The organism is Bradyrhizobium sp. AZCC 1588 (assembly GCF_036924735.1).
GTDB lineage: Bacteria > Pseudomonadota > Alphaproteobacteria > Rhizobiales > Xanthobacteraceae > Bradyrhizobium.
The window spans coordinates 4,878,327-4,902,643 of record NZ_JAZHSC010000001.1 but is presented as its reverse complement, the minus strand read 5'-3'; the positions used below and the strand labels follow the sequence as shown (position 1 = coordinate 4,902,643).

General features: G+C 64.2%; 13 protein-coding genes. 8 read left to right on the top strand and 5 right to left on the bottom strand.

All coding sequences use genetic code 11. The annotated features are described in order from the left end of the window. Positions 1-11: 11 nt before the first annotated feature. Genes V1277_RS22950 through V1277_RS22940 form a run of 3 tightly spaced genes read left to right on the top strand, consistent with a single transcriptional unit; the run spans position 12 to position 14,082 of the window. A complete protein-coding gene (locus V1277_RS22950) occupies positions 12-6,527 on the top strand; it encodes an amino acid adenylation domain-containing protein (protein ID WP_334418227.1) in 6,516 nt (2,171 codons plus the stop codon). Further along, on the top strand, positions 6,524-12,616 hold the full coding sequence (locus V1277_RS22945; protein ID WP_334418226.1) for an amino acid adenylation domain-containing protein: 6,093 nt from the start codon (positions 6,524-6,526) through the stop codon (positions 12,614-12,616). Before V1277_RS22950 ends, V1277_RS22945 begins: the two co-directional genes overlap by 4 nt. After that, positions 12,613-14,082, top strand: a complete 1,470-nt coding sequence (locus V1277_RS22940; RefSeq protein WP_334418225.1) for an MATE family efflux transporter — start codon at positions 12,613-12,615, stop codon at positions 14,080-14,082. The genes V1277_RS22945 and V1277_RS22940 overlap by 4 nt, the downstream gene beginning before the upstream one ends. Positions 14,083-14,201: 119 nt before the next feature. On the opposite strand, the gene V1277_RS22935 is transcribed toward V1277_RS22940, so the two are convergent. The 5 genes from V1277_RS22935 to V1277_RS22915 form a co-directional block, all read right to left on the bottom strand. After that, positions 14,202-15,179: a HEAT repeat domain-containing protein gene (locus V1277_RS22935; protein WP_334418224.1), complete on the bottom strand. Its 978-nt coding sequence runs from the start codon at positions 15,177-15,179 to the stop codon at positions 14,202-14,204. A gap of 2 nt (positions 15,180-15,181) precedes the next feature. After that, positions 15,182-15,415, bottom strand: coding sequence for a 4Fe-4S dicluster domain-containing protein (locus V1277_RS22930; RefSeq protein ID WP_008141081.1), 234 nt, complete (start codon positions 15,413-15,415; stop codon positions 15,182-15,184). Positions 15,416-15,448: 33 nt separating this feature from the next. Next, on the bottom strand, positions 15,449-17,191 hold the full coding sequence (locus tag V1277_RS22925; protein WP_334418223.1) for a fumarate reductase/succinate dehydrogenase flavoprotein subunit: 1,743 nt from the start codon (positions 17,189-17,191) through the stop codon (positions 15,449-15,451). A gap of 163 nt (positions 17,192-17,354) precedes the next feature. Then, positions 17,355-18,128 carry a ferredoxin--NADP reductase gene (locus V1277_RS22920; RefSeq protein WP_334418222.1) on the bottom strand — a complete coding sequence of 258 codons (774 nt, stop codon included), beginning with the start codon at positions 18,126-18,128 and terminating at the stop codon, positions 17,355-17,357. A 138-nt stretch (positions 18,129-18,266) separates the two neighbouring features. Then, complete coding sequence (locus V1277_RS22915; RefSeq protein ID WP_334418221.1) at positions 18,267-19,337, bottom strand: YeiH family protein; 1,071 nt, start codon at positions 19,335-19,337, stop codon at positions 18,267-18,269. A gap of 105 nt (positions 19,338-19,442) precedes the next feature. Here V1277_RS22915 and V1277_RS22910 point away from each other — a divergent pair, with 105 nt between their 5' ends. From V1277_RS22910 to V1277_RS22890, 5 genes are all read left to right on the top strand, one after another. Further along, positions 19,443-19,742, top strand: coding sequence for a DUF971 domain-containing protein (locus V1277_RS22910; RefSeq protein ID WP_442894594.1), 300 nt, complete (start codon positions 19,443-19,445; stop codon positions 19,740-19,742). 101 nt (positions 19,743-19,843) lie between these two features. Then, positions 19,844-20,623, top strand: coding sequence for a Crp/Fnr family transcriptional regulator (locus V1277_RS22905; protein ID WP_334418219.1), 780 nt, complete (start codon positions 19,844-19,846; stop codon positions 20,621-20,623). A gap of 163 nt (positions 20,624-20,786) precedes the next feature. Then, on the top strand, positions 20,787-22,208 hold the full coding sequence (locus V1277_RS22900) for an ABC transporter substrate-binding protein (protein ID WP_334418218.1): 1,422 nt from the start codon (positions 20,787-20,789) through the stop codon (positions 22,206-22,208). Next, the gene (locus V1277_RS22895; protein ID WP_442894510.1) at positions 22,205-23,110 is read left to right on the top strand and encodes an ABC transporter permease; all 906 of its coding nucleotides are present in this window, start codon (positions 22,205-22,207) and stop codon (positions 23,108-23,110) included. Before V1277_RS22900 ends, V1277_RS22895 begins: the two co-directional genes overlap by 4 nt. Continuing rightward, a complete protein-coding gene (locus V1277_RS22890) occupies positions 23,107-23,979 on the top strand; it encodes an ABC transporter ATP-binding protein (protein WP_334418217.1) in 873 nt (290 codons plus the stop codon). Before V1277_RS22895 ends, V1277_RS22890 begins: the two co-directional genes overlap by 4 nt. The last annotated feature ends 338 nt before the right edge of the window (positions 23,980-24,317 follow it).

Here is a 24,317-nt window from a genome sequence, read left to right as displayed (position 1 = left end):
GGAGCCGACTGATGAACGTTCATGCGCGCAAAAACAAGGCTCAGTCCAGCATCGGCCAGCGAGAGCTCGATCGTTTGATCGCTGCGGTCGGCGGCCCCCGGCAGGTCGAGGACATCTATCCGCTGACAGCACTGCAGCGAGGCCTGTTGTTCCACAGTCTCTACGAACCGGAATCGAACGCCTACGTGATATCGGTCGGTTGCCGGCTGACTGGGACACTTGATCTCGATGCGTTTGAACGGGCGTGGCAGGCCGTGGTCGAACGCCATGCCGTGCTGCGCACCGCCTTTGTCGGCCAGGAGCTGGAGCAGCCGCTGCAGGTGGTGCTGCGCCGTGCCGTGCTGCCGTTCGAGCGCCACGACTGGCGCGAGCTTGACGGCACCGAGCAGCAGGCGCGGCTTGCAGCCCTGCAGGCCGAGCGCGCCCGCGGCTTCGACTTTACGCGACCGCCGCTGATGCGGCTGCATCTGATCCGCGTTGGCGAGAGCGACTACCGTCTGATCTGGAACAGCCATCACATTATGTTCGACGGCTGGTCGATCCCGCTGCTCCTCGATGACGTGTTCGCCGCCTACTGCGCGCTGAGCCGGCGCGACGCTCCGAAATTTGCGCCCGCGCGCCTATTCCGCGATTATATCGCATGGTTGCAGCGCCGGGATCTCGGGGTCGCCGAAGCCTATTGGCGCAAAGCTCTCGCCGGCTTCGAGACACCGACCGCATTGCTGCTGGAGCGGCCCCGCCGAGATGCCGTTCGCAGCGATCGCTATGCCGAGCATAGCCATGTCTTTGATGCCGAACTCACCGCGCTCGAGAGTTTCGCCCGGCATCACAAGCTCACTGTGAACACGCTGGTGCAGGGTGCCTGGGCGCTGCTGCTTTCGCTCTACGAGGACAGCGACGACGTGGTGTTCGGCGTCACCATGTCGGGCCGTCCGGCGGAGTTACCCGAAGTGGAGCGCACGGTCGGGCTGTTCATCAACACGCTGCCGCTGCGCATTGCAATCCCACCGAAGCAGACGGTGACTGACTGGCTGCACGCAGTCCAGGCGCGGCAGACCGAGCTGCTGGAGTATCAATACAGCCCGCTACCGCTGGTACAGCACTGGAGCGAGGTTAAGGACGGCACGCCGCTGTTCGACAGCATCGTAGCGTTCGAGAACTTTCCGGCCGAAATGTCCGCTGCTGCCGATCTGACGCAGACCATAGGGATCACCGACGTACGGTCGACGGAGCGGACCAATTACCCGCTGACGCTCCAGGTCGCCATCGAAAAGGCCGTGTCGGTCAAGCTGATTTACGACGCGGAGCGGTTCGAGGCAGCGGCAATCGAACGCCTCGCCGGCCACTTCGCGCGGCTGCTTGAAGAGCTGATCGCAGATGCGGAGCGGCCGCTGTCGGCGCTATCGCCGCTGAGCGAGCCCGAGCGCCGGGAGCTGATCGCGCGATCGCATGAGACAGCGGCCTATCGACAGCATCGCTGCCTGCATGAGCTGTTTGCCGCGCAGGCGGCGCGCACGCCAGAGGCGGTGGCGCTGAGCCTGGACGAAGCGACGCTGAGCTACGGCGAACTCGAGCGTCGCGCCAACCAGCTTGCCCATCATCTGCGCGGTCTCGGCGCCGGCCCCGACGTCGTGGTCGGGCTGTGCGCCGAGCGCTCGTTCGACATGGTGATCGGCCTCCTCAGTATCCTCAAGGCCGGCGGCGCCTATTTGCCGCTCGATCCGGACTACCCGGCCGAGCGGCTCGCCTTCATGCTCGCCGACGCCCAGGTGCCGGTGCTGCTTACGCGGGATGCGCTAGCCGACCGGCTGCCGGCCAGCGACGCGACATTGGTGCGGCTCGACGCCGATTGGCCGCGGATCGCCCGCTACCCCGAAACGCCGCCGGCGAGCGACGTCGACGCGAGCAACCTCGCCTATGTGATCTACACCTCGGGCTCGACCGGACGGCCGAAGGGGACGCTGATCACCCATGATTGCGTCACCCGGCTGTTCGCCGCCACCGACGCCTGGTTTGACTTCGGCCCGCACGATGTCTGGACCCTGTTTCACTCGCTGGCGTTCGACTTCTCGGTCTGGGAGCTGTGGGGCGCGCTGCGCAACGGCGGCAGGCTGGTGGTGGTGCCATACTGGGTCAGCCGCTCTCCAGACCTGTTCCACGCGCTCGTGGCGCGCGAAGGCGTGACCGTGCTGAACCAGACGCCCTCGGCCTTCGCCGGGTTGATGCAAGCCGATGCCGCCAGGCCGCGCGCGCTGTCGCTGCGGTGGGTCATCTTCGGCGGCGAGGCGTTGAACTTTGCCGGGCTCAAGCCGTGGTTCGAACGCCACGGCGAGGCGCGCCCGCAGCTCGTCAACATGTACGGCATCACCGAGACCACCGTCCACGTGACCTGGCGGCCGGTGCGGCGGATCGACGTCGACGCCGCGGCGAGCGCGATCGGCCGCCCGATCCCCGATCTGCAGGCCTATGTGCTCGATCGCCACGGCGATCCGGTCCCGCTCGGGGTCGCCGGCGAGCTTTACGTCGGTGGCGCTGGCCTCGCGCGCGGCTATCTGAACCGTCCGGGTCTGACCGCGGAACGCTTCGTGCCAAGCCCGTTCGCCCCGGGCAGCCGGCTCTACCGCACCGGGGATCTGGCACGCTGGCGCGCCGACGGACGGCTCGACTACCTCGGCCGCATCGACCACCAGGTCAAGATCCGCGGCTTCCGCATCGAGCTCGGCGAGATCGAAGCGGCGCTGCTGAACCACGACGCGGTCGAGCGGGCCGCCGTTGTTGTCAACGAAGACACCGACCGCCGGCTCATCGCCTATGTGGTGGGGCGCGGCGAAGCGCAGCCTGACGCCGCCGGCCTGCGCCATCATCTCCAACACACCCTGCCGGACTACATGGTGCCGGCTGCCTTTGTGGTGCTCGATCAGTTGCCGCTGACGCCCAACGGCAAGCTCGACCGCAAAGCGCTGCCGGCGCCGGACCGCCTTGAGCAGGACGCCTACCTCGCCCCACGCAATGCCGCCGAAACGATGCTCGCCTCGATATTCGCCGATGTGCTCGGCCTCGAGCGTGTCGGCATCAACGACGACTTCTTCGCGCTCGGCGGCCATTCGCTGCTCGCGACCCAGGCGGTTGCCCGCGTCCAGCAGGAGCTTGGAGTCGACTTCCCTTTGCGCACCCTGTTCGAGGCTCCAACGGTGGCAAGCTTAGCCGAGCGGCTGCAGATGGCGCCGGCAACGTCCGCGGCTCCGCTACTGCCAGTGGAGCGGAACGAGCCGCTGCCGTTGTCGCATGCGCAGGAGCGGCTGTGGTTTTTGGAGCAGCTTGGGCTTGCGGGCGGCAGCTACAACATTGCGGTGGCGGTGCGGCTGACGGGCCGGCTCGATGTTGCGGCGCTGTCGGCGGCGCTGAGCGAGGTGGTGCGGCGGCACGAAGCGTTGCGCACGCGGTTCGAGAGCCGCGGCGATGGGGCGGTCCAGGTGATCGATCCGCCATGGGCGGTGGCGCTGGCGCGAGAGGCGGTCGACCCGCGGCAGGCCCGGCAGCGCGCCGATGCCATCATGCAGCAGCCGTTCGATCTGGCGCGCGACCGCCTGCTGCGCGTGGCGCTGTTGCAGCTTTCGCCAGGCGCCCAAACGGACGTTCAAGTCGACGTTCATGTGCTGGTGCTGGCGATGCACCATGTGGTGTCCGACGGCTGGTCGATGGGCGTCCTGGTGCGCGAGGTCGAGACGCTGTATGCGGCGCTTGCGGCCGGCCGGCCCTCGCCGCTCCCCGCCCTGCCGATCCAATATGCCGACTACGCGGTGTGGCAGCGGCGCTGGCTGGCGGATGCCGCGCTGACGCGGCAGCTCGGCTATTGGACGGAGCAACTGTCCGGCGCGCCGGCAGGGCTGGAGCTGGCGGCCGATCGGCCGCGCCCGGCGGTGCCGAGCTTTCGCGGGGCGGTGCGCCACTTCACCGTCGACCCGGGCCGCACCGCCGCGCTGATGAAGCTGGCGCGCCAGGAGGGCGCGACGCTGTTCATGGCGCTGCTGGCGGCGTTCGACGTGCTGCTGGCGCGCTGGAGCGGCCAGGACGATGTGGTGGTCGGCACCCCGATTGCCGGGCGGACCCGCGCCGAGACCGAAGGCCTGATCGGGTTCTTCGTCAACATGCTGGCGTTGCGCACCGACCTCACCGGCGCACCGTCATTCCGCGACGTGCTGCGGCGGGTGAAGGCGGTCGCGCTCGAGGCCTATGCGCATCAGGACCTGCCGTTCGAGAAGCTGGTCGAGGCCTTGCATCCGATCCGCGACTTGAGCCGCGAGCCGATCTTCCAGGTGGTGTTCGCGCTGCAGAACATGCCGCAGCGGCCGACCCGGATGGCCGGCCTGTCGATCGAACCGTTCGACAGCGGCGCGGTGCCGGCCAAGTTCGATCTCGAGCTCGCGGTGGCCGAAGTCGATGGCGGCCTGTCGGCCTCGCTGGTCTACGCCACCGATCTGTTCGACGACAGCACCATCGAGCGGCTGGTGGGCCACTTCGGGCGGATCCTGGACGGCATCGTGGCCGAGCCGGACCGGCGCATCCGCGAACTGGCGCTGCTCGGCGAGGCCGAACGCCGGCAACTGCTCGCGGACTGGAACGGCCCCGCTGTGCGCTATCCGCAGGATCGCTGCCTGCATGAGCTGTTTGCCGAGCAGGCGGCGCGGCGGCCCGACGCCATCGCCGTGGTGCTGGAGGATCAGACGCTGAGTTACGGCGAACTCGAGCGCCGCGCCAACCGGCTTGCCCATCATCTGCGCGCGCTCGGCGTCGGCCCCGACGTCGTGGTCGGGCTGTGCGTCGAGCGCTCGCTGGACATGGCGGTCGGCGTACTCGGCATCCTCAAGGCCGGCGGCGCCTACCTGCCGCTCGACCCGCGCTACCCCGCCGACCGCCTCGCCTACATGCTGGCCGACGCCAAGGTGACGGTGCTGCTCACCCAGGAGGCGCTGGCCGATCGCCTGCCCGCGCCGGCCGCCAGGCTGGTGCGGCTCGACACCGATTGGCCTGACATCGCCCGGCAACCGGAAACGCCGCCGGCCAGCGGCGTCGATGCCGATCATCTCGCCTATGTGATCTACACCTCGGGCTCGACCGGCCGGCCCAAGGGCGTGATGATCCCGCACCGTGGCATCATGAACCTCGCCGAGGCGCAGCTCGCCCAGCTGCCGCTCGCCCCCACCGACCGCATCCTGCAGTTCGCCTCGATCAGCTTCGATGCCGCGGTGTGGGACGTGGTGATGAGCTGGCGGGTCGGTGCCGCGCTGGTGCTTGCCGAGCCGCACGATCTGATGCCCGGCGAACCGCTGCGCGACCTGTTGATCCGGCAGCGCATCACCACGGTACTGCTGCCGCCCACCGCGCTGGCGGCGCTGCCGGCGGCGGCGCTGCCCGACCTCACAACCCTGATCGTCGGCGGCGAGGCCTGCTCCGCCGAGATGCTGCGACCCTGGTTGTCCGGCCGCAGCGTGCTCAATGCCTATGGCCCGACCGAGGTCAGCGTGTGCACCACCATGTTCCGCTGCGCCGGGGATCGCCGGCCGCCGATCGGCCGGCCGTTGCCCAATGCCCGCATTTACGTGCTGGACCAGCAAATGGAGCCGGTGCCGGTCGGGGTGGCGGGCGAGCTTTACATCGGCGGCGCCGGCCTGGCGCGCGGCTATCTGCTGCGGCCCGGCCTCACCGCCGAGCGGTTCGTGCCAAACCCGTTCGCCGACGGCGAACGGTTCTACCGCACCGGCGATCTGGTGCGCTGGCGCGCCGACGGTGAGCTCGACTTCTTGGGCCGGCTCGACACCCAGGTCAAGCTGCGCGGCTTCCGCATCGAACTCGGCGAGATCGAGGCCACCCTGTTGTCGGACGCCAACGTCGCCCAGGCCGTGGTGGTGGCGCGGGAGGACGCCGCCGGCAAGCGGCTGGTCGCCTATGTGGTGCCGCGCCAGGACGAGATGAAAGACGCAATGAATGACGCGACGAAGGACGCGACACCCGACGCGGCCTTCGACCTCGGCGAATTGCGCCGCCAGCTCCAGCACAAGCTGCCCGACTACATGGTGCCGGCCGCCCTGGTGAAACTCGACCAGCTCCCGCTCACCCCCAACGGCAAGCTCGACCGCAACGCCCTGCCGGCCCCCGACGGCCACCGCGAAGCAGACCACCAGCCGCCGCGCAATCCGGTCGAGACCGTGCTCGCCGGATTGTTCGCCGAAATCCTCGGCCTCGAACGCGTCGGCATCAACGAAAACTTCTTCGAACTCGGCGGCCACTCGCTATTGGCGATGCAGCTCGTCAGCCACGTGCGCGCCGCCCTGGGAGTGACGCTGCCGGTCCGCGTGATCTTCATGGGGCCGACCGTTGCCGAGATTGCCGTCTGCACCGAGGAAGCGCTCGCCGAGGAAATCGAGGCGATGACACCCGAACAAGTGGAGATCGCATTGCAACGCCTGGATGGCGGCAAGGCAAAGCACAGCGAAGTTTCCACGACAACGATCGGGAGCATCGGATGACGGACATTGCATTGCTGCGGCGTGAGCTGCTGCATCGACGGGTCGCGGCTGCGTCCATGGGACGGCTTGCCTCCCAAGACATCGCGCGCCGCGGAGCCGCCGAGGCCCCGTTGTCGCATGCGCAGGAGCGGCTGTGGTTTTTGGAGCAGCTTGGGCTTGCGGGCGGCAGCTACAACATTGCGGTGGCGGTGCGGCTGACGGGCCGGCTCGATGTTGCGGCGCTGTCGGCGGCGCTGAGCGAGGTGGTGCGGCGGCACGAAGCGTTGCGCACGCGGTTCGAGAGCCGCGGCGATGGGGCGGTCCAGGTGATCGATCCGCCATGGACGGTGTCGCTGGCGCGAGAGGCGGTCGACCCGCGGCAGGCCCGGCAGCGCGCCGATGCCATCATGCAGCAGCCGTTCGATCTGGCGCGCGACCGCCTGCTGCGCGTGGCGCTGTTGCAGCTCTCGCCGGACGTTCATGTGCTGGTGCTGGCGATGCACCATGTGGTGGCCGACGGCTGGTCGATGGGCGTCTTGGTGCGCGAGGTCGAGACGCTGTATGCGGCGCTTGCGGCCGGCCGGCCCTCGCCGCTCCCCGCCCTGCCGATCCAATATGCCGACTACGCGGTGTGGCAGCGGCGCTGGCTGGCGGATGCCGCGCTGATGCGGCAGCTCGGCTATTGGACGCAGCAACTGTCCGGCGCGCCGGCAGGGCTGGAGCTGGCGGCCGATCGGCCGCGCCCGGCGGTGCCGAGCTTTCGCGGGGCGGTGCGCCACTTCACCGTCGACCCGGGCCGCACCGCCGCGCTGATGAAGCTGGCGCGCCAGGAGGGCGCGACGCTGTTCATGGCGCTGCTGGCGGCGTTCGACGTGCTGCTGGCGCGCTGGAGCGGCCAGGACGATGTGGTGGTCGGCACCCCGATTGCCGGGCGGACCCGCGCCGAGACCGAAGGCCTGATCGGGTTCTTCGTCAACATGCTGGCGTTGCGCACCGACCTCACCGGCGCACCGTCATTCCGCGACGTGCTGCGGCGGGTGAAGGCGGTCGCGCTCGAGGCCTATGCGCATCAGGACCTGCCGTTCGAGAAGCTGGTCGAGGCCTTGCATCCGATCCGCGACTTGAGCCGCGAGCCGATCTTCCAGGTGGTGTTCGCGCTGCAGAACATGCCGCAGCGGCCGACCCGGATGGCCGGCCTGTCGATCGAACCGTTCGACAGCGGCGCGGTGCCGGCCAAGTTCGATCTCGAGCTCTCGGTGGCCGAAGTCGACGGCGGCCTGTCGGCCTCGCTGATCTACGCCACCGATCTGTTCGACGACAGCACCATCGAGCGGTTGGTGGGCCACTTCGCGCGGATCCTGGACGGCATCGTGGCCGAGCCGGATCGGCGCATCCGCGAACTGGCGCTGCTCGGCGAGGCCGAACGCCGGCAACTGCTCGCGGACTGGAACGATACCGCTGTGCGCTATCCGCAGGATCGCTGCCTGCATGAGCTGTTTGCCGAGCAGGCGGCGCGGCGGCCCGACGCCATCGCCGTGGTGCTGGAGGATCAGACGCTGAGTTACGGCGAACTCGAGCGCCGCGCCAACCGGCTTGCCCATCATCTGCGCGCGCTCGGCGTCAGCCCCGACGTCGTGGTCGGCCTGTGCGTCGAGCGCTCGCTGGACATGGCGGTCGGTGTGCTCGGCATCCTCAAGGCCGGCGGCGCCTACCTGCCGCTCGACCCGCGCTACCCCGCCGACCGCCTCGCCTACATGCTGGCCGACGCCAAGGTGACGGTGCTGCTCACCCAGGAGGCGCTGGCCGATCGCCTGCCCGCGCCGGCCGCCAGGCTGGTGCGGCTCGACACCGATTGGCCTGACATCGCCCGGCAACCGGAAACGCCGCCGGCCAGCGGCGTCGATGCCGATCATCTTGCCTATGTGATCTACACCTCGGGCTCGACCGGTCGGCCCAAGGGCGTGATGATCCCGCACCGTGGCATCATGAACCTCGCCGAGGCGCAGCTCGCCCAGCTGCCGCTCGCCCCCACCGACCGCATCCTGCAGTTCGCCTCGATCAGCTTCGATGCCGCGGTGTGGGACGTGGTGATGAGCTGGCGGGTCGGTGCCGCGCTGGTGCTTGCCGAGCCGCACGATCTGATGCCCGGCGAACCGCTGCGCGACCTGTTGATCCGGCAGCGCATCACCACGGTACTGCTGCCGCCCACCGCGCTGGCGGCGCTGCCGGCGGCGGCGCTGCCCGACCTCACAACCCTGATCGTCGGCGGCGAGGCCTGCTCCGCCGAGATGCTGCGACCCTGGTTGTCCGGCCGCAGCGTGCTCAATGCCTATGGCCCGACCGAGGTCAGCGTGTGCACCACCATGTTCCGCTGCGCCGGGGATCGCCGGCCGCCGATCGGCCGGCCGTTGCCCAATGCCCGCATTTACGTGCTGGACCAGCAAATGGAGCCGGTGCCGGTCGGGGTGGCGGGCGAGCTTTACATCGGCGGCGCCGGCCTGGCGCGCGGCTATCTGCTGCGGCCCGGCCTCACCGCCGAGCGGTTCGTGCCAAACCCGTTCGCCGACGGCGAACGGTTCTACCGCACCGGCGATCTGGTGCGCTGGCGCGCCGACGGTGAGCTCGACTTCTTGGGCCGGCTCGACACCCAGGTCAAGCTGCGCGGCTTCCGCATCGAACTCGGCGAGATCGAGGCCACCCTGTTGTCGGACGCCAACGTCGCCCAGGCCGTGGTGGTGGCGCGGGAGGACGCCGCCGGCAAGCGGCTGGTCGCCTATGTGGTGCCGCGCCAGGACGAGATGAAAGACGCAATGAATGACGCGACGAAGGACGCGACACCCGACGCGGCCTTCGACCTCGGCGAATTGCGCCGCCAGCTCCAGCACAAGCTGCCCGACTACATGGTGCCGGCCGCCCTGGTGAAACTCGACCAGCTCCCGCTCACCCCCAACGGCAAGCTCGACCGCAACGCCCTGCCGGCCCCCGACGGCCACCGCGAAGCAGACCACCAGCCGCCGCGCAATCCGGTCGAGACCGTGCTCGCCGGACTGTTCGCCGAAATCCTCGGCCTCGAACGCGTCGGCATCAACGAAAACTTCTTCGAACTCGGCGGCGACTCGATCCAGTCCATTCAAGTGGTATCGCGAGCGCGAGCTGCGGGCGTGGCGATTACTCCGAGGCAGATTTTCCAATACCAGACGGTGGCAACGCTGGCCCACGTCGCCGAGCAGCCCGCGGCAGCAACCGAGGTGGACATCACCGGCGGCGCAGCGCCGCTGACGCCGATCCAGCGCTGGTTCTTCGAGCAGCCCGGGCCGATCGAACATTTCAACCAGGCGGTGCTGCTGGAAGTCCCGGCCGACATCCGACACGCTCGTCTCGAACGCGCACTCGCATCCCTCTTGATCCATCATGACGCACTCCGCAGCCGATTTGTTCGAAGGCCCACGGGTTGGCAGCAGGAATATCTGGCTGTGGACGAGGTGGCGCCCATCGCGGTTGCGCATTTCGACATGGCTGAGCTCATGCCCGATGCGCGGATCGAACAGATGGAGATTGCCGCGACCACGCTGCAGCAGAGCCTCGATCCGATTGCCGGTCGTCTGGTTGCGGCCGGATGGTTCGACTTCGGCGCCGATACGCCGGGCCGCCTGCTGTTGGCCATCCACCACCTTGTCGTGGACGGCGTGTCCTGGCGAATCCTGATCGAGGATTTGATCGCAGGCTATAGCCAACTCGAACGCAGCGAGACAGTCGAGCTTCCAGGTAAGACCACATCATTCAAGAGCTGGGCGACACGACTCCTGAACCATGCCGAGGACGTTACGGTCTCGAGCGAACTCGATTTCTGGACCGCCGCTTGCCACGAGGCGCCGCAACTGCCGATCGACCATGCCGTTGATCTGCGCCACGCGACCTACGGTCAAACGGAGGGGCTGACGCTTCTGCTCTCGGCCGAGGAGACGCAGGCGCTGCTGACCGCGGTGCCGCAGGCCTACCACAGCCGGATCAACGATGCGCTCCTCACCGCGTTGTCCGTCGCCCTGGCCGGCTGGCGAGCTGCGCGCGGAGAGACCGAAACGGCCACGCTCGTCGATCTCGAGGGCCACGGTCGCGAGGATCTGTTCGCCGCAGTCGATCTGTCGCGGACCGTCGGCTGGTTCACCACCATGTTTCCTGTCAGACTCGATGCCGGGCGGCTGGACCTCGAACAGGTCATGGCCGACGGCCCCGCGGCCGGCGCAGCACTCCGGCGCGTCAAGGAGCATCTGCGCGCAGTGCCGCACGGCGGCATCGGCTGGGGCCTGTTGCGCTACCTCAATGAGCAGACGGCCGAAGCATTGCGGTCGCTGCCACGCGCCAAGTTAAGTTTCAATTATCTGGGCCGTTTTGATGAGGGGCCCGATTCCGGATGGCGCTTGGCGGCTGAAAGTTCCGGGCTGACGATCGCACCGAATCGCGGCAGGGATCATCTGATCGAGGTTGTGGCGTTGGTAAAGGACGGTACGCTGCAGATCCAGTGGCGATGGTGGCCGGCCGCGCATGATCGAGCTTCGATCGTCGACCTGGCGGAATGCTTCGCGGCGGCGCTGCGCGGCCTGATTCGCCATTGCGCGACCCGTGGTATCAGCAGCCATACGCCTTCCGACTTTGCTTTGGCTCAGCTTGACGAGACCCGTCTCAACGCGTTGCAGCAGCGCTATCCGGATCTCGAAGACATCTGGCCGCTGGCTCCCATGCAGCACGTCATGCTGTCGCACGCGCGCCGATCACCGAACAGTGTCGCCTACCATGAGCAATTGTGCCTGACGCTTGAGGGGGATCTCGACCGAGCGGCGCTGGAAGCGGCGTGGCGCGAATTGACGATCCGGCATGCCGCAATGCGCGTCGCCATCGCTGACGACGTCGAGGAAGCACCGCTGCAGGTGGTGCGACGGGATGCCAAGCTGCCGTGGCGCGCCGACGACTGGTCGGGGCTCGATGTGCAAGTCGCCGAGCACCGCCTGCAGAACCTGCTTACCGAAGACCGGGCGCAAGGTTTCGATCTTGCCTCTGGCATGCTGCTGCGGGTCTGTCTGCTGCGTCACTCGCGTGTACGCCACAGCATGATCCTGAGCTTTCACCACCTGCTATTGGACGGGTGGTCGATCCCGATCATGCTGCGCGAGCTCTTGGCGTTCTATCAGTCTGCGCGGCAGCGTCGACCGGCGGCCTTGCCGTCGGCGCGACCTTATCGCGATTACCTGGCATGGCTTGCTGCGGCGGATCGGACCGCCGGCGAAGCGTTCTGGCGCAACCGCCTGGCGGGCCTGGGCGCGCCGCACCGGCTCGATCTGCCGGCGGGAGAATCCGAGGCATCGCCCGATGCTACGGGCGAGCACCGCACAACTCTCTCGGAGCAGCTAACCGCGCAACTGAAGGCGCTGGCGCAGGCACAGCGGCTGACAATGAACACGCTCATTCAGGGGGTATGGGCCTTGGCACTAGGGCGCCACACATCGGATGGCGACGTGATCTTCGGGATGACCACCGCCGGCCGCCCCGGCGAGCTCCCCGGCGTCGAGCGGATCGTCGGGTTGTGCATCAACACGCTGCCGCGCCGCGTACGACTGGACCCGACGGCACGGGTGACGGATTGGCTCGCGGATTTGCAGGCCCGGCAAGCCGAGGAACAGAGCCATGACGGCTGCTCGTTGATCGACATCCGACGCTGGAGCGGCGCTCCGGCCGATGAAGCGCCGTTCGAGTCGGTGATTGTCTTCGAGAATTATCCGGTTGGACCAACGCTTGCGGACCAGGCGGCTGTATCGGCGACCGAATTGCGAGTCGGTGCCATAGCGAGCTTCGAGGAGGGCGTTCACTTTCCGCTATGCCTGGTCGCAGCGCCCGGCGCGCGGATAAACTTGCGGCTTATCTTCGGTCGTCGACGTTTCGATGCAGCCGCGATCAGTCAACTCGCGGATGACCTCGTGAGACTGCTGACGGCGATCGCTGCCGATCCCGGGCAACGGTTGGCCGCGCTATGGTCGGGCATCGCAGGCGCTGAGCCACACTATCGGACGGCGCCGATCGACACGATCGGTCCGCCGAACCCGGTGAGCCCGCCGTGAACCTGCAAAATCCGCCATCGCGCGTGCGCCGGCATCGCGCTCCCGCCGATTCCCGCAGCACCACCCATGAGGCGCCGGTCCCGCCGGCGTCAACCCGGGAGCCGGCATCCCCGCCGCAACTTCATCAATTCGACGAAAAGCAGTTGTCGCGGGCAATGGCGTGGTTCGTCGTGCCGCAGACGGCAAATGCCGTGCTTCAATTGTTCTCCGGCACCATCACGGCGATTTATTTCGGACAGCTTCTCGGCCCATGGGCACTGGCCGTCGCCTCGGTGTTCTTTCCGATCTTCCTTCTGCTGGTCTCGTTTTTGATCGGCGTCATCACCGGCGGCATCGTTCTCGTCGGTCGCGCCTATGGCGCCGGCGATACGCAGCAGATCAAGAGTGTGACCGGAACCACCCTGTGCGTCTGCGCCTTGGTCAGCATTGCCATCGCGGCGGTCGGCTATCGCTTCACTCCGGAACTGCTGGCCGTGATGGCAACGCCGCCGGATATTCTATCGCCTGCCGTTGCTTACGCGCGCGTGACGTTCGTCTCCTTGCCGGTCATGACATTATTTTTCGCCTACAACTATCTTCTGCGCGGCACCGGCGATGCGCGGACGCCGTTCCTGGCGACGGCCTTGTGCATCGCCATCAGCCTGCTACTGACGCCGGCCCTGATCGAAGGCTGGTCCGGGCTACCGAAGCTTGCGGTGACGAGCGCCCCATGGGCCAATCTCGTAGCCTGCACGATATCGCTTCCGGCCCTCATGGCCTACCTTGCGGTCCGGCGACATCCGATGGCGTTCGACCGGGAGCTGTTGCGCCGAGTTCGGATCGACCCGGCGATCGCCCGATCGTTCTTGGCCATCGGCGTTCCCGCCGGTGTCCAGATGGCGATGGCTTCGCTGTCCGAAGTGGCAGTGGTCTTTCTCGTTAACGCTTTCGGATCGAGCGCGACCGCCGCTTATGGGGCCGTCAACCAGGTGGTCGGATATCTGCTTGCGCCGATGCAGGGTGTAGCGCTTGCCGCCACGGCGTTTGCGGCGCAGGCCATCGGCGCGCGGCGAGCCGACCGGCTCGGAGCGATCACGCGGATTGCGACGGTGCTGAACGTTCTGATTGGCGCGCCGGTGGTCTGCGTCATCTGCCTGTTCCCGCAGATTGTCCTTTCGTGGTTCATAACCGATCCCGATACGCTGTCGATCGCCAGCCGCGCCTTACGGATCGCGCTCTGGAGCTATCTGTTGTTCGGAATCGGCAACGTCCTCGCCGGCGTCATGCGAGCGACCGGCGTGGTAGTGTGGCCAGCGGGCATTACGATTGCCGCAATCTGGCTGGTCCAATTGCCCATCGCGTACCTGCTCTCCCGCTGGATCGGGCTGGACGGCATCTGGATCGGCTACCCGGCCGGCTTCACTGCCGCGCTGCTTGCTCAAGTGATCTACTATGGCTTGGTTTGGCGGCATCGGCCCCACCAATGAGCGTACAATGTTTCGCAACAGCGTTCGTGCGCCAAATGCAAAAAGGGACCCGTGGTTCTCTTCGCAGTCGGCAAGCGCGCAGCCGCTCCGAATTTCTCGACCGTCCGGCAATCTACAGGCTAGGAACTCGTCTTCGCCTTCCTGGCAGCAACCTGCTGGAGCGCCCAGCGAGAGTTCTTTCTGACCTCGGGATCCGGATCGTTTGCGACAAGAACGAGAAACGGTTCCGCAGCTGGATCGGCAATCTCCCCCAGCGCTGCCGCCGCCTCCTTCCGCAGATTTGCCTGCTCGTGCGTGATGCATTTGCCGATCGGGCGAACCGCCCGGTCTACCTTCATCTTGCCGAGACTTCTGATTGCCTTGAGCCGCACCTGCCAGAAATCGTCCGTCAACGCGGCGATCAATTGATCCGCCGCAACGAAGCCATTGACGTTAAGACCCAGCGTCTCCGCCGCCATTTCGCGGACCGTCCAGTCATCATCCCCAAGCGTCCGCGTGATCGATTCGGCCGCAGGCTTCATCTGGGAAAACGCCAGCGCGCTGACCGCCGCCCGCCTGACATGGGCATCGGGATCCCCAGTGGATGCGGTGAGCGCGGGTATGGATTCCTCAAGCTTTAAAAAGCCGATGACGCCGATCGCCTGTACGCGTACCGCAGCATCGCTGTCCCGGATCGCTTCCAGCGCCGGCTTGAGCGTGTCCTTGCGCCGCAATTCCTTCAGCGCACGGAGCGCGCCCATGCGGACAAAGGCGTGCGCGTGCTTGACCAAGGGGAGTATGGCATCGGCGCATGCTGAGTCCTTCAGTTCAGCCATGCTGTCGGCCGCAGCGGACGCGACCGCCTGCTCCGGATCGACCAACAGTTTCGCCAAGGCCGCTGCCGACTGCGGGCCGTCGAACTCTCCGAGCGCCATCGCCACCTGTTGACGCACCCCGGCGTCCGGGTCGGCGACCATGCTGCTCAGAAGCCCGACGGCCGCGGGATCGCCCGAATGACCCAGCGCGATAATCGCGACACGGCGCTCGCCGGGATCGGCAGCTCCGAGGCGCTGATCGGCGTCTTCGAGATCGTCGTAGGATTCGAAAGGGCCCGACATGATTACCTCAGAAGGTACGGAATGTTGACAGTAACGGCGCCGGTCGGGCAGTCGGCTTCGCACGGCATGCAATACCAGCACTCGTCATATGCCATGTACGCCTTTCCTGTCATGTCACTGATGCGAAGCACGTCGAGAGGACAAACATCGACGCAGACCGTGCATCCCTTGTCCGCGATACACTTGGCGTCGTCCACAACGACCGGCACGGAGGTCTGATAACTGGCGAGAGGCATTGCTAAGTCTCCTGGTGCTTCGTTGCAGGGCGGTTATGCGCTGGCGCGGATGCGCTGCTTGTCGTAGAGATCCTTCTCCTCATCGGCGATCGGGACGACGTAAGGCTCCACATCCCGCTTCTCGCTGGTCATCTTGCCGTTCCTCTTGCTGAGAAGCGTGTGGCAAAACCAGTTCGCGTTGTCCTTCTCCGGAAAATCGGTGCGAAGGTGATAGAGGCCCCAGCGGCTTTCCTCGCGGTAGAGCGAGGCGTGGGCGGCCATGTCGGCACAGTCGAGTATCGACTGGGCCTCAAGCGCGCGAAGCAATTCGTGCGAGTTGCGCGCGATCATTCGCTGCTCCATATCCTCGCGAACCTCCGCCAGCCGACGCTGGCCGAGCTGGAACTTGCGCGTGACCTTCGGCGGCTGCAGGTAATCGTTGACGAGGCGGCGGGCCTTGTACTCGATCTGGTTCGGCGGGATGCCGTCTTCCCGCCTTGTCGGGGCCATCACCCGGTCGCGCTCTTTGGCCACGTCGGCCGCATCGAACGCTGCGAAGTCGTGATTGTCCGCGAACTCCATCGCGTCGATGCCCGCAACCGAACCGTTGGTAAAAGCGCCAAGCATGTAGTTGTGAGGCACGCTGGCCATATCGCCGGCGGCGTAAAGACCTGGCACGGTCGTGCGCGCAAAATCATCAACGAACACACCGGATGCGCTGTGTCCCGAACAGAAGCCGATCTCGGAGATGTGCATCTCGATCGATTCGGTCCGATAGTCGGTACCCCGTCCCTTCTGGAACAGCCCGCGCGTCGGTCGCTCTACCTTGTGCAGCGTGGACTCGATCTCCTCGATGGTCTTCTCGTGAAGATGCGAGAGCTGAAGAAATACCGGTCCCTTGCCCGACAGCAATTCGTTGTAGAACTCGAGCATCATCTGGCCCGACCAGTAATCGCATTCGATGAAGCGCGATCCTTCGTTGTTGGCCGTGAACGCGCCGAAGGGACCGGCGACGTAGGCGCAGGCCGGTCCGTTGTAATCCTTGATCAGCGGATTGATCTGGAAGCATTCGAGGTTCGCGAGCGCAGCGCCGGCATGATAGGCCATCGCATAGCCATCGCCTGAATTGGCGGCGTTTTCATAGGTACCGAACATATAGCCCGACGTGGGAAGGCCAAGGCGACCGGCGGCGCCCATGCAGAGGATGACAGCCTTGGCCTTGATCACCAGGATCTCGGCGGTGCGCGTATTGACGCTGATGGCGCCCGCGACGCGTCCGTCGTGCGACGTCAGCAGACGGGTCGCCATGTAGCGGTTCGAGATCAAGATCCGCGCCCGCCGGAGCTGGCGGTAAAGGGCCTTCTTGACCGTCTCGCCGTTCGGCATCGGCAGGACATAGGTGCCGATATGGTGCACCTTCTTGACGGCGTAATCGCCGTTCTCGTTCTTCAGAAAGCGGATGCCGAAACTGTCGAGCTCCTCGATGATCTTGTAGCAATTCTGCGCGTATTTGTAGACGGCCTTCTGATCGACAATGCCGTCATTCGCGATGGTTATTTCCTTGGTGTATTGCTCCGGCGTCGCGTAGCCGGGAATGACGGCGTTGTTCAACCCGTCCATCCCCATCGAGATCGCGCCCGACCGCTTGACGTTCGCCTTTTCGAGTAGAACGACATTCGCCTTGGGGTTCTTCAGTTTCGCCTTGAGCGCCGCCATCGGTCCGGCCGTACCGCCGCCGATAACGAGCACATCGCAGGAAACTTCCGAAAGCCCGTCGACGATCTCATCCATTGCCATCACTCGCTCCTGGTTCGGCGTGTTCGCCGTCTTGGCGCTAGATTTTGTCCGGCTGGTCCTTCGGCGATAGCAATTAGTTGTCGCCGGAGAGAGAAACTCAATGTTTGAGCCTTCTGCCGAAATCGAAGTCAGATCTTGAACAACAATGAGGCAGCCGTAACCGTTATCGCTCAACGAAAGCCTTCTCGATCACGAAGTGCCCGGGCTCGCTGTGATTGCCTTCGACGAAACCGCGCGCCACGAACATCACGCGGAGCTCCTCCAGCATGCCCGGGCTGCCGCACAACATGACCCGGTCGGTCTCCCGATCGAGCGCGGGAAGTCCGACGTCGTTGAACATCTGACCCGACTCGATCAGGTCGGTAATGCGGCCACGGTTACGAAACGGCTCGCGGGTCACGGTCGGATAGTAGATCAGCTTGCCGGCGAGCAGCGGACCGAACAACTCGTCCTCTCGAAGCCTTTCCACCAGGCGCTCGCCATAAGCCAATTCGGAAACCTGGCGGCAGCCATGGGCGAGAATGATCGTCTCGTAGGACTCGTAGATGTCGGGATCCTTGATGAGGCTGGCGAACGGCGCGATACCGGTTCCGGTCGAAAGCAGTAGCAGCCGCCTTCCCGGAGTGAGGTTTCCGGTGACAAGCGTGCCGGTGGCCTTGCGACCGACGAGAATGATGTCACCCTCCTTGATCTTCTGCAGGCGCGAGGTCAGCGGTCCATCGCTGACCTTGATGCTGAAGAATTCGAGAGCGTCCTCATGGTTGGCGCTCGCCATGCTGTAGGCACGGACAAGCGGACGTCCTTCGACCTCGAGGCCGATCATGGCAAATTGCCCATTTTGAAAACGAAAGCCCGGATCGCGCGTGGCTGTGAAGCTGAACAGGGAATCGGTCCAGTGTTTCACTGAAAGAACCGTTTCCTTCTGGTAAGCGCTCATCGTTCTTCCTCCGTCGATCGTTCGATCGTCAAAAATGCGCATGTCAACGCGACGACGGAACGTTGGGTGAGAAGCAAAATCTCGCAACGACGGAGTTCAGTTCTTGGTCGATTAGTTTCTAATTTTTCGCGGACTTCATCAAAACGAATGATACTTGACGTAAATCAACGACAACCCGGTCAGGGTCGCGGAAAGAATCAACAGGAGCATGATTGGCTTTAGGCCGAAGGCACGGATGCTTCTCCAGGGTAATGTCAATCCGATTGCCGCCATCGACATGACGAGACAGAAGCGCGAGAGCGGCGTGGTCACCTGAGACAGCTCGCGCGGGATAAACCCCGAGGCATTGAGCAACGCAGCCAAGACAAAACCGACCAAAAAAGCCGGCGGCAACGGCGACGACGGCTTTTGCGAAGCACCCCTACCGGACGCGATAAAGGATACAGCGATGCAGACTGGTGCCAGCAGCGCCACGCGCAGAAGCTTTGCCACAGTGGTCATTTCGCCGGTCTCCGGATTGACGCTGTAGCCAGCAGCAACCGCGTGAGCCACCTCGTGAATACTTCCACCGAGAAAAATACCGCCTGCTGCCGAGTCGAGGTCGGCCATGTGAACCAGGAGCGGATACAGGATCATCGCCGCGGACGATATGATGCTGACGACGCCAATGGTGCAGGCAACATCTCTGTTAGCCGAGTCGTTGCGCATGACGACACAGGCAACGGCGGCGGCTGCCGACGCGCCGCAAATGGCGACGGAAGCTGCGGCGACCAGCGACAACTCCCTGGTAATTCCGAGCATCGGCCCCGCGAACCAGCCTACCGCCAGAACGATTGCCACGTTAATCGCGAGCGCAACGACGTCAGCCACGTTCAGAATCTGCAGGGTCGCGAGCGAAATCTGAAATCCAAGCAGCGCGACACCGATGCGGATCACGTGCCTGGCAACGAACGAAATGCCAGTTTGAAACAGTGACGGAGGCGACCAAATCGCGGCGAGGACGAGACCGAAGATCAAGCCCCAGACAACAGCAGAGCCTGCCAACAGCGCCGTCCAAGTCGCTGCGCAGGCGATCAGCGCGCAGAGGGCAATACCCGGAAGATCCCTCCAAAGCCAGTTCGGTTCGCTCAACCCTCCCGATCGATGCAGCATGATTCGCTTGCCCCGCGATGTTTGCGAAGTCGTGTTCGCGATACCGAGGCGGGACAAGCAAGTAATTTCCAGAACCGGCATTCGGCGCACGTCGGCAATTAGTTGCTATCTAAGCGAGCTGTCGGACGGTAGCCCTTGCTAAGGAAGGACTTCCCAATGTCGATGTCACCACCGATTGCCACGGAGTCACCGACTTGCGAGGTGAGCGCCGATCTCGCCTCGCTATCAATGGTCGAAACCGACGGATCGCGCGTTACGCTTGCGGCGGAGAAGCTACGCCTATTCTGCAAATGTGCACATTGCACCCGCGCCCGCTTCGACGAACGCTTCCCGGATCGGTTCCCCGGGATCGCCATCGTGGAAGTCGCCGACCTAGGCTACGGCCTGAACATTTCGTTCTCGGACGGGCATAACAGAGGAATTTATCCCAAAAGCTATTTGGCAAGTTTGGCCGAACATTGATTCCATTCGGCTTTTCGACCGCGTCATCGATGGCAAAAAGATCAATCTGGCACGAAGATTGCTGCTTTTTAGATCAGTTCTAGATGGTCTGGAGATCGGCAATGTTGCTGCAGGCTGGAAATGTGGTGCGCGGAAGCTCGCCTTCGGCCACGGCGGCGGCCGCGAAATCAACATCCCTGCTTCTCACGGAGAACCACCAATTGATCGGCGGCCCGCCGTCGCTGATGGACAAGTTGACGATACGCGAGCGCGACATCGTCCTGAAACAGGGGCGCCGAAAGGTCCTCAGTCGGGGGCAGACCCTATTCAGTCAGGGCGCCAAACATGACGGCATTTTCCTGATCGAAAGCGGCCGCATTCGCGTCTTCTATTCCTCGCCCCTCGGACGCGAGATCACCCTCGCCTATTGGCACGCCGGCAATTTCGTGGGCGGGCCGGAGGTCTTTGACAGCGGCATTCATCAGTGGTCCGGCGTCGCTTCCAGCAACTGCAGCGTCGTGCAGCTTCCCGGCAAGGAACTGCGGACGCTCGCCACTGAAATTCCCAATCTTGCGATCGGGCTGATCGAGGGCCTCGCGTTCAAGGGCAAGTGCTATTCGGCGCTGGCGCAGATGCTGGGAACGCGCTCGATTACACAGCGGCTTGCGCATCTTCTGTTGCACCTGATGGATCTATACGGCGTCGAGGATCCCGACGGCGTGGTCATCGCCGCGGCTTTTACCCATGCCGACCTGGCGCACATGGTGGGCGCGACCCGACAATGGGTGACAATCAGCCTCAAGCGAATGCAGCAGAAGCGGATTGTGCTGACTAAGCGGTCGCAGATCGTCGTCTGCCTGCCGAATGTTCTGGAGGAAATGCGTGGTCAGGCGTCGGATTGAGTCTGGATGCACACGTAAGCGGCTTTGCACAGCAAAACTGCCCAACGAGTATGCAGCTGACCTTTAACGGCAACTAATCTACTCCGATGACCAGTCCGCATTTGCAGGGAACGTTACCCCAACCAATCATGGTTGCAGCGCTTCCAACCGAATGAGGATGAACATGGTCCGCCAAGTCCAATCACTTTCGATAGCGATATCCGCAGCCGCTGTGACCTTGGCGCTCGCGCAGCCGGCCTTCGGCGAAACCATCAAGATTGGCATCGGCACCCAGGACACTACGACCAACACGGTGACGACCGGGATCGTCATCCGCCAATTGCGCCTCCTGGAGAAGTACCTTCCGACGGATGGCAAGTATGCCAACATCAAGTTCGAGCTCGAATGGCAGAACTTCACCTCAGGTCCTCCCGTCACCAACGGCATGATGGCCAACAAGCTGCAATTCGGTGCCATGGGAGACTATCCGCTCGTCGTGAACGGCTTCACGTTCGAGAAGAATCCGGAAAGCAAGAGCCGCCTGATCGCGGTTGCAGCTTACAGCCTGTCCGGCTCCGGCAATGGCCTCGTCGTCCACAAGGACTCACCGTATTACGAGCTCGCCGATCTCAAGGGCAAGCTGGTCAGCGTCCCCTTCGGATCGGCTGCCCATGGCATGGTTCTGAAGGCGATGCAGGACCGGGGCTATCCGGCGGATTTCTTCCAGCTGGTCAGTCAAAGTCCTGAGGTCGGTTCGACCAACCTTCAGGAGAAGAAGATCGACGGCCATGCCGACTTCGTCCCGTTCGCCGAACTGCTGCCGTTCCGCGGATTTGCCCGCAAGATCTTCGACGGCGTAGAGACCAACCTGCCGACCTGGCACGGCGTCGTGGTCCGCACGGACTTCGCCGAAAAGTATCCCGAGGTCGTCGTCGCCTACATGAAAGCGATCATCGCCGCCAACCAGTGGCTCCGCGCCGACCCGAAACTTGCGGCGGAGAAAATCGCGGAATGGACCGGCATCAACAAGGAAGTCGTCTACATCTTCCTCGGCCCAAGCGGCAACATGACCACCGATCCCACCATCAAGCCGGCTCTGATCGATGCCGCAGAAGTCGACGTCAAGGTTCTGCAGAATCTTGGACGCATGAAGGAATTCGAGCCGAAGAAGTGGGTCGACGATTCCTACATCCGCAAGGCCTATGCCGAGATGAAGCTGGACTACGACGCCCAGCTCGCCAGCACCAAAAACTACGAGATTTCGGGCGAGGATAAGTTCTGCAAGAAGCCGATTTCGGATCCCCGCAAGTCCGGCGAAGTTTGGGTCGAGGATGAAGGCATCCTTCCGTTCAGCAGTGCGACCTGCACGCTTGGCGCCTACGCGAATTTCAAGACCAAGGGAAAGAAGATCAACGTCACTTATGTCTTCGACACGGCACGCGGCATCAAATTGTTTGCCGACCAGGCCTTCTTTGCGGTCGCCGGCGGCGATATCGCCCCGTTTCTGCTGAAGAAGGACGCCGAAGCCTTCGCTGCGAAGAACAACGGCAAGGTTCTTGGTTTCGAGGAGGCAGTGAAGTCGGCCATGAGCGGAGGCAGGACATGAGCAGCGGTCCTGCGCATGCGCTGCATCCGACAGAGCACGAAGCACCCAAGATCGCCGCCCAACCGGCACCTGCCGTTGAGCCCGTCCACATGCCCGTCACCTTCGGCGTCCTGGCGGCCCGCTGGTTCAGGCTCAACAAGGGCCGCCTGCGGGCGACGCTGATCGGCGCCCTTTCCCTGGTCGCATTTCTGATTGTCTGGTACCTGCTGACGAAATACCGCGTCGTGTTTTTCGTGCGGTTCACCAACGTGCCCTCCCCGCTTGCCGTCTACGAGAGCTTCACGACAGCAATCCACGACCCCAAATTTCTGATGCATGTCCTGCTGAGCTGCCGCCGAATCATATTCGGCTTCGCGCTGGCGACCCTTGTCGCGGTGCCCCTCGGTCTTGTCATGGGCCGCTTCAAGCTGATCCATGAAGTGGTATTCCCGGTTTCCGAGGTGCTTCGCCCGATCCCCGCCATCGCCTGGGTGCCCATGGCAATCATGCTGTGGCCGACAAACGAACAGAGCATCGTCTTCATTACGTTCCTCGGCTCGTTCTTTCCGATCCTGGTCAACACGCTGCACGGTATGGCCCTGGTGGATCCGGTTCTCGTTCGCGCCGCGCGATGCCTCGGGGCCAGGGAAACTTCGATTTTTCGCGAGGTATATTTTCCGGCTTCGCTTCCGCACATCTTCACCGGACTTACCGTTGGGATGGGCGTCGCGTGGGTCTCGCTGATTGCAGCCGAAATGATCTCCGGCCAGTACGGCATCGGCTATTTCACCTGGGAGGCTTATTCGCTGGTCCAGTATGCCGACATCGCACTCGGCATGATCGCGATCGGCGTACTCGGACTGACGTCCAGCCTGCTGATCCGCTCGGTCGGAAGGCTTGCTATGCCGTGGGGACGCGCATGAGTGTGATCGAGGCGAAGGCTGCAGCCGGCCACATCGAGGTCAAGAATTTTGCGCTGAGCTACGAGACCATCGACGGGTCCGTGGCCGCCGTCACCGACACGCAGATCCAGGTCAAGCCGGGCGAATTCGTCTCAATCGTCGGCCCTTCAGGTTGCGGAAAATCCACGCTATTGAATGCGGTCGCAGGCTTCCTGAAGCCAACCGCCGGAACGGTCACGGTCGACGGCGAAGAGGTAAAGGGTCCGAGCGCCGAGCGCGGCATGGTTTTTCAGCAATATTCGCTTTTCCCCTGGAAGACCGTCCGAGAGAACGTCGAATTCGGACTGAAGATGCGCGGCATGGACCGGTCCCGTCGCGAGAGAGCTGCACGCACCCTGCTCGGATTAGCCGGACTCGAAGCTTTCGAAAAGCATTATCCCGACCGCCTTTCCGGCGGCATGAAGCAACGCGTCGGCATTGTGCGCGCCCTGGCGACAGGGCCGAAAGTTCTCCTGCTCGATGAACCCTTCGGCGCACTGGATGCGCAGACCCGGGTCATCATGCAGCAAATCCTCACCAACATGTGGCAGCGGCTGAAAATCTCGGTCCTGTTCGTGACACACGACATCGACGAGGCGATCTTCCTGTCCGACCGCGTCTACTGTATGACGGCCCGGCCCGGCTCCATCAAGGCGGAAATTCCCATTCCGCTCGAACGACCTCGCCAGCAATCGATGATGATGTCGTCGGAATTCCTAGGACTGAGACGCGGCCTGATGTCGTTGATTCGCGAGGAAAGCCTGAAAGCAATGGGAGGCGAAATCAGCGACCAAGGCTTGCAAGGGCTCAATATAAACCTTCACGGGCAATCCCTGGCCGACGTTCTTTGACCGGAAGATGTGGAAGGGACCGGCTCGTCTCCTACAGCGGACTGCCTGCCAGACGAGTTGCCCGCGGTGTTACCGTCGAGCGTGCGGAATCGCAGAAAATCGCTGCCTCAATCAATCAGTTTGTCGAGCAACATTGCACTCCCGAACGGGAGCTGCGTCGTACGATCAGTGGCGATGCAAAGTCGTGAACACTCGACTTGTCGAACCACGCGCACCGCTCTGACAGCTTGACATCTAGACGACACGTGACGACCTGCAAGGAAGCGGTCCCCGAACATCGACGGGCCTCGCGGCCGGCGTGGCATCGGCTACGTCGCGGTAGCGTTCTACCGCGCGAG

Excerpts from the sequence above, each read along its gene's own strand:
- V1277_RS22920 (WP_334418222.1), bottom strand. The coding sequence starts at position 18,128 with ATGAGCGCTTACCAGAAGGAAACGGTTCTTTCAGTGAAACACTGGACC.
- V1277_RS22925 (WP_334418223.1), bottom strand. The coding sequence starts at position 17,191 with ATGGCAATGGATGAGATCGTCGACGGGCTTTCGGAAGTTTCCTGCGAT.
- V1277_RS22900 (WP_334418218.1), top strand. The coding sequence starts at position 20,787 with ATGGTCCGCCAAGTCCAATCACTTTCGATAGCGATATCCGCAGCCGCT.
- V1277_RS22895 (WP_442894510.1), top strand. The coding sequence starts at position 22,205 with ATGAGCAGCGGTCCTGCGCATGCGCTGCATCCGACAGAGCACGAAGCA.
- V1277_RS22950 (WP_334418227.1), top strand. The coding sequence starts at position 12 with ATGAACGTTCATGCGCGCAAAAACAAGGCTCAGTCCAGCATCGGCCAG.
- V1277_RS22945 (WP_334418226.1), top strand. The coding sequence starts at position 6,524 with ATGACGGACATTGCATTGCTGCGGCGTGAGCTGCTGCATCGACGGGTC.
- V1277_RS22910 (WP_442894594.1), top strand. The coding sequence starts at position 19,443 with ATGTCACCACCGATTGCCACGGAGTCACCGACTTGCGAGGTGAGCGCC.
- V1277_RS22935 (WP_334418224.1), bottom strand. The coding sequence starts at position 15,179 with ATGTCGGGCCCTTTCGAATCCTACGACGATCTCGAAGACGCCGATCAG.
- V1277_RS22905 (WP_334418219.1), top strand. The coding sequence starts at position 19,844 with ATGTTGCTGCAGGCTGGAAATGTGGTGCGCGGAAGCTCGCCTTCGGCC.
- V1277_RS22890 (WP_334418217.1), top strand. The coding sequence starts at position 23,107 with ATGAGTGTGATCGAGGCGAAGGCTGCAGCCGGCCACATCGAGGTCAAG.
- V1277_RS22930 (WP_008141081.1), bottom strand. The coding sequence starts at position 15,415 with ATGCCTCTCGCCAGTTATCAGACCTCCGTGCCGGTCGTTGTGGACGAC.